The 6,857-nt window shown below is 65.5% G+C and carries 3 protein-coding genes; all 3 read left to right on the forward strand.

Annotated elements, in window-relative coordinates:
• Positions 1-102: 102 nt before the first annotated feature.
• Complete coding sequence (locus AAGA68_14440; protein MEM9386256.1) at positions 103-1,473, forward strand: MFS transporter; 1,371 nt, start codon at positions 103-105, stop codon at positions 1,471-1,473.
• 320 nt (positions 1,474-1,793) lie between these two features.
• Positions 1,794-2,681, forward strand: a complete 888-nt coding sequence (locus tag AAGA68_14445; protein MEM9386257.1) for a hypothetical protein — start codon at positions 1,794-1,796, stop codon at positions 2,679-2,681.
• Positions 2,682-2,916: 235 nt separating this feature from the next.
• The coding region (locus tag AAGA68_14450) for a cadherin domain-containing protein (protein MEM9386258.1) at positions 2,917-6,857 on the forward strand (3,941 nt) is incomplete at its 3' end.

Here is a 6,857-nt window from a genome sequence, read left to right on the forward strand (position 1 = left end):
CCCCCAGGCTCCGTAAGAAACGCTTTGTGCCTCCATTGGTGAAGCTTATGCAGGAATATCGACGCGGTTCGCAGCTTGGCCGGTTGGGCGACGTGACGGGCGGTGACTACACTGCCCACCGGACCCTTCTTCGCGCACACCCAGCACTGCCCGATGAGCGACCACGGCGACCACCCGAGCTCCCTCGATCCCGCCCTCGAGCGCGTCTACGCCGCGCTGGTGGACGAGGAGGACGCCCGCACCTGCCGCGACATCTCCGAAGCGGCTTGTCGCGTGGTGCCGCGCGCCTTCCTGGCCAACACCACCGCCCAAGCGATGACCGGGTTTGGCGATGCCATCATCAGTCCTAAGACCACCCTGCCGTGGTTGCTCACCGCCCTCGGTGCCCCTGCCTGGGCCGCCGGTTTGCTCGTGCCCCTGCGCGAAGCCGGGTCGCTGCTACCGCAGCTTGCCATCGCCGGATGGCTGCGCGCCCTACCGCGACGCAAGTTCGCTTGGATGGTGGGGGCGGGCCTGCAGGGCGCCTCGGTGCTGGGGATCGCCGGCGCCGCCCTGGCGCTGGAGGGCCAGCCATTCGCCATCGCCGTGCTGAGTTTGGTCGCCTTATTCAGCCTGTCTCGCGGCATCTGCTCCGTGGCCGCCAAAGACGTGCTCGGCAAGACGGTCGCTAAGCGCCGCCGCGGCCAGGTCTCCGGCTACGCTGCCTCCGTCGCCGGCGCGGGCACCCTCATCCTCGCCCTGGCGCTCTGGTGGCTCGGCGATCCCGAGCGCATGCCCTACGTGCCAATGCTCTTGCTCGGTGGCGCCCTCTGGCTAGTTGCCATACCCGTGTACCAGCTAATCCCCGAGTATCCCGGCGCGACCGAAGGCGGTGCCAACGGACTGCGCGAAGCCGCTCGGCGAATGCACGTGGTGGTGGAAGACGCCGCGTTTCGCCGCTATCTCCTCGTGCGCTTCGCGCTCATCTCGACGGCGCTGATCGGACCCTTCGTCGTCGTGCTCGGCCGCGAGCGCACAGGCCTCACGCTCGCGTACTTTTTGTTCGCTCAGGGCTCCGCCTCCTTGATCGCAGGGCCGATATGGGGCCGCTTCGCAGATCTTTCGAGTCGACGCGTGCTCATTATAGCGGCCGCGGGCGCCGCCACGGTGGGCATCGCGACGGCCATGGCGGCCTGGCTCGCCCCGTCTCTGCTCAGCACTAAGTGGATGCTGCCGACGGTCTTCCTGGCCCTCGCAATCCTCCACGACGGCGTAAGGCTTGGACGCAAGACCCACATCGTCGACCTCGCCGGAGGCAACAAGCGAACGGACTACGTGGCCGTCGGCAACACGCTGACCGGTGTGGCCCTACTCGCGGTAGGCGCGCTGCTAGCGTTGGTTCCCCTGGCAGTCGGCGGCAAGATCTTGATGCTGGCGAGCGTAGCTGGCCTCGGCGCTGCCCTCGCCGCCACGCTCAGCGACGTTCAAACCTGAGCACCCATCGCCGGCCTAAGCTAACACTATTACTAGCATTCCCGCGGCACGGTAGGCGGTGTTGACCGCCGGGTATGACGCATTGCGACTGCCGAGGGCCCTTAGATTGGGATTTATCTCCCTAGGAATTCAGTCTCAAACGCGAACCGTACTGCTATATTTCGCCCTGATCACTTCAGTAGATTTGGGCGAGCTAACTGCCGTTGATGGGCTATCAGCTGATTTTATTGTGCGCGTTACTGGCGGCGACGACGTGTCCTCCTGCAGCAGCCGCTCTCTGCGACGTTCCCCTGCTTCAGTTGAGCGCTGGCGGCCAGGTGATGGCCGGTAGCCGAGAGACGTTGATTGCACACGTCAACGGAGGCGGGCGCGTGCGCATCGGCTGGCAGCTCGACTGGAACGTAGACGGCCACATTGACGTCAGCCATTGGTCCGACGGCAGCTTCCTTACGGTCTTCGAGGGAGAGGTCTTCGCTCAGTTCAATGACATCCATCGCCAGATCCCACTGCCCGGTACGGGCGAGATCGCCCTTGCCGAAGGCGAACAGGCGGCGCGCTGGACGGGGAAGCTCGGCAGCGATGGGGTGCTCGAGGGCATCTTCTACGGCGGCAGCGCCCACCGCTGGAGCGTCGCCAGCCGCTGGTGTGACGCCGAGAGCGGGGCCCCGAGACCAAACCATGCCGAGCCAAGGCCCGCATCGTGTGACGCGCGCTGGCGGGAACGCTTTCGCAACACCTCGGACGGCGCGACGGAGCGCGGAGATCGGCGCGCGCTGGTCGATGCGCTTCGCCGCGGTGATCCCCTGCGCGTGGCCTGGGGCAGCACCTACGCAGATGGCACCTACACGATGGAGCACGTCGCCGAACCGGTGTTCTTTTCCATCGTCGGTGGCGACCACGTCGTGGCCCAGCTGCCCGAGCACATCGGGCAGATCACCTACGTGCGTTTAGACGATGCCCGCTTCGGCGCCGACCCTCAGGTCATGTGGCGCGGGCTGCTGCGCACCGACGGCCTTTTCGACGCCGTGTGGGTTGATCGAGGCGATGGCCAGGTGGTGCGCCGCTTACCCCAGCGAGCCGCCGTGTCCTGGCTCACCCACAGCACCCCTGCGCAGACGGACTGCGCCCGCTCCCCGGCGCTGCAACTCGCCGTCCCCAACGGGGTAGTTCCCGATTCCACCCGCCAAGGCGAACGCGTGCCCCGCTAGGGCGCGCTCGGGGCGTTTCGTGACCGACGGATAGCCACCCGGTCCACCCGACTCGGCACAGTTCTCTTAATCTCACTGTAAAGCGAAAAACCTCCCCTCGTTATGCAACGAGCGGCTGTGGGTTTTCTCGATGCCGCCCGATAGCCGAACACTGAGAAGAAGCGAACGACCCCCAAGGGCTCGCTCGCCCAGCACATTCGGCCATCCGTGATGGCATGACGCATCGAGAAGACGTATGAGCGACCAACACGACGCGCAATCCGAGGCGACGCCCGGCCCGAAGACGATCGATTCCGCCCTCGACCGAGAGGTCCGCCAGGGAGAGGATCGCCGGCGTGAGGACGTTGAGGAGTTCAAAGTCGATGTGGACAACGCCGAGCAGGCCGGTCAGGCGCCGCGCGCCGGCGGCTACGGCTCGCCAGACTTCGCTACGGACACGCGCGCCGAAACCTCCGGCGACCCGAGAAGCGAGGCTGACAGCATAGAGCAGGCGCGGGTAGGCGCACGCACGGTTGAGGTGGACAGCGCAGATGCAGCCACCGAGACCGGCCAGGCGCGGCGCGGTGATCTGGAACAAGCCGACACGCCAGCGCGAGATGGAGAAACGGGCGCGAGCTCATCGCCACCCTCATCTCCCGCGCAGTCTCCCGAGACCTCGGCAGGGGAAGGCGTCCGCACGCAACAGGGCGACGTGCAAGCACCGACGCCCGTCAGCACGCAGGATGGCGAAGAGGGTCCGGCGCTCACCTTCGTGCCCATCGACCCCAGCGCTGCTGGCGGGGATACGCCCGAGGCATCGGGCCCCGCCCCAGGCGCGGATGGCGAGCAACCCCAGGCCGAAGAGGGCGGTGCGGATTCCGCGCCGGCACCGGGCGCCGGCGGTGGCATGGTCATGGCCGATGGCGATGGGGCCCAAGACCAGGTCAGTGAAGATGCCGCCAACGGTGACCGGGTTGGCGTGGTTGCTAGCGCCGTTAGCAGCGACGGTTCAATGGTGACCTACTCCCTCGCCGACGACGCGCAGGGGCGCTTCGCCATCGATCCCGCCACTGGGGCCGTGTTCGTTCGTGCCCCCGAACTCCTCGACTTCGAGGCCGACCAAAGCCATGAAATCGTCGTCAACGTGGTCTCGGCAAACGGCTCTATCAGCACGCAGAGTTTTGTCATTCGCGTGACGGACGACGACGAGTTCGACATATCCCCGATTGTCGACGGCGACGCCCGCGACGAGCGCGTGTCCGAGAATGCCAGCGCCGGCGAACAGGTGGGCGTGGCGGTCAGCGCCATGGACGCAGACGGCACCGAGAATGCCGTCACCTACCGCTTGAGCGACAACCCCAACGATGCCTTCGCCATCGACCCGGCGAGCGGCATCGTCACGGTCGCATACCCGAACGGCCTAGACTTCGAGGCCGCCCAGACCATGCAGATCGAGGTCACCGCCACCTCGGCCGACGGGTCCAACAGCAGTCAACGCTTCGCCATCGCGATCGACAATCACAACGAATTCTCGATCTCACCTACCGGCGATGCAGATGCGAGCGCCGACGCTGTCGCCGAGAGTGCTCGGGTCGGTGATCTGGTCGGCGTCACGGCACTTGCTGACGATAGCGACGGTGTCGATGGCGTCACCTACAGCCTGAGCGACAACCCAGACGGTGCCTTCGCCATCGATGCCCAGAGCGGCGTGGTGAGCGTGGCGGAGCCATCGGCCCTAGACTTCGAGTCGTCCCAGGCCATGCGCATCGAGGTGACGGCGACCTCCGACGACGGCTCCACCTCCACTCAGGCCTTCACCATCGCGATCAATGATGAAGATGAGTTCGACGTCTCTGTAGCCGTGGACGGCGACAGTGCGCAGGACACGATCGCCGAGAGCGCGGCCGTGGGCGACCCCGTGGGTATCACCGCATTCGCCGAGGACGAAGACGGCACCGGCAGTGCCGTGCAGTACTCGCTCAGCGAGAACCCGAACGACGCTTTCACCGTCGATGCGCTGACCGGCGAGGTGACCGTAGCCCGTCCAGCGGGGCTGGACTTCGAGTCGGCACAATCGATGCGCATCGAAGTGACCGCCACGTCGGAGGACGGCTCCATCTCGACCCAGTTCTTCGACATCGCCGTGACAGACACGAACGAGTTCGAAGTATCCCCCGTCGCCGACCGCGACGGTGCACGCGATTCGATCGCCGAGGCCGCCGAGGTTGGCGATACGGTTGGCGTAACGGCGTTCGCCGACGACCAAGACGGCAGCGACAGCAACGTCCAGTACTCGCTCAGCACCAATCCGAACGATGCCTTCGCCATCGATCCGCAGAGCGGCGTGGTCACGGTGGCGGATCCTGACGGTCTCGATTTCGAGTCTGCCGAGTCCGTGCGGATCGAGGTCACCGCCACCTCGGAAGACGGCTCCACGTCCGCGCAGAGCTTCGACATCACGATCACCGACGACGACGAGTTCGACGTGACCGCGACGGTCGACTCGGATGTAGGCGCCGACACCGTTGTCGAGAACGCCAGCGCTGGAGATGAGGTCGGTATCACCGCCTTCGCCAGCGACGATGACGGCTCGAACAACGGCGTCGAGTACTCGCTTAGCACCAACCCCAACGACGCCTTCGCCATCGACGCCGAGTCCGGCGTGGTGACCGTCGCCGATCCGTCGGGCCTGGACTTCGAATCCGCCCAAACCATGCAGATCGAAGTCACCGCCACCTCCGACGACGGCTCCACCTCGACCCAGACCTTCGACATCGCCATCACCGACGATGACGAGTTCGATGTCTCCGCCGTTAGCGATAGTGACGGGGGTGCGAACACGGTCGCGGAGAACGCCTCGGCCGGCGATACGGTGGGCGTCACCGCCTTCGCTAGCGACGATGATGGCGCTAACAACGGCGTCGAGTACTCCCTGAGTGCGAACCCGAACGATGCCTTCGCTATCGATGCCGATAGCGGTGTCGTGACCGTCGCCGATCCTGGCGGCCTGGACTTCGAATCTGCTCAGACGATGCAGATCGAGGTGACCGCCACCTCCGACGACGGCTCCACCTCCTCCCAGACCTTCGATATCGCCATCTCGGACAACGACGAGTTCGACATCTCCGCCGTCAGCGACACGGACGGTAGTGCCAACACCATCAACGAAGGCGCGTCCGCTGGCGACACGGTCGGGGTCACCGCCTTCGCTAGCGACGATGACGGCTCGAACAACGGCGTCGAGTACTCGCTTAGCGACAACCCCAACGACGCCTTCGCCATCGACGCCGAGTCCGGCGAGGTGACCGTCGCCGATCCGTCGGGCCTCGACTTTGAGTCTACCCAGACCATGCAGATCGAGGTCACCGCCACCTCCGACGATGGCTCCATATCGACCCAGACCTTCGACATCGCAGTCACCGATGATAGCGAGTTCGATGTCTCCGCCATCAGCGACAGCGACAGCAGCGCCAACACGATCACGGAAAACGCCTCGGCCGGTGATACGGTGGGTGTGACCGCCTTTGCTAGCGACGCCGACGGCACCACCAACGGCGTCGAGTACTCCCTGAGCACCAATCCGAACAACGCCTTTGCCATCGACCCGGACTCGGGGGTGGTCACGGTCGCCGACCCCGACGGTCTCGATTTCGAGTCCGCCCAGACCATGCAGATCGAGGTGACCGCCACCTCTGACGATGGCTCCACCTCGACCCAGACCTTCGACATCGCCATCTCCGACAACGACGAGTTCGACATCTCTGCCGTCAGCGACACGGACGGGGGGGCCAACACGGTCAACGAGGGTGCATCGGCCGGTGACACGGTGGGCGTCACTGCCTTCGCTAGCGACGATGACGGCTCAAACAACGGCGTCGAGTACTCCCTGAGCGCTAACCCCGACGATGCCTTCGCCATCGATGCGGACTCCGGCGTGGTCACAGTGGCAGATCCCGACGCGCTCGACTTCGAATCGGCTCAGACGATGCAGATCGAGGTCACCGCCACCTCCAACGATGGCTCCACCTCGACTCAGACCTTCGATATCGCCATTACCGACGATGACGAGTTCGACGTCTCTGCCGTCAGCGATTCGGATGCGAGCGCCAACACGATCGCCGAGAACGCCTCGGCCGGCGACACGGTGGGCGTCACTGCCTTCGCCAGTGACGAAGACGGATCCACCAACGACGTCGA

It is taken from the genome of Pseudomonadota bacterium (genome assembly GCA_039193195.1).
In the GTDB taxonomy this organism is placed as follows: Bacteria; Pseudomonadota; Gammaproteobacteria; order Steroidobacterales; family JBCBZW01; genus JBCBZW01.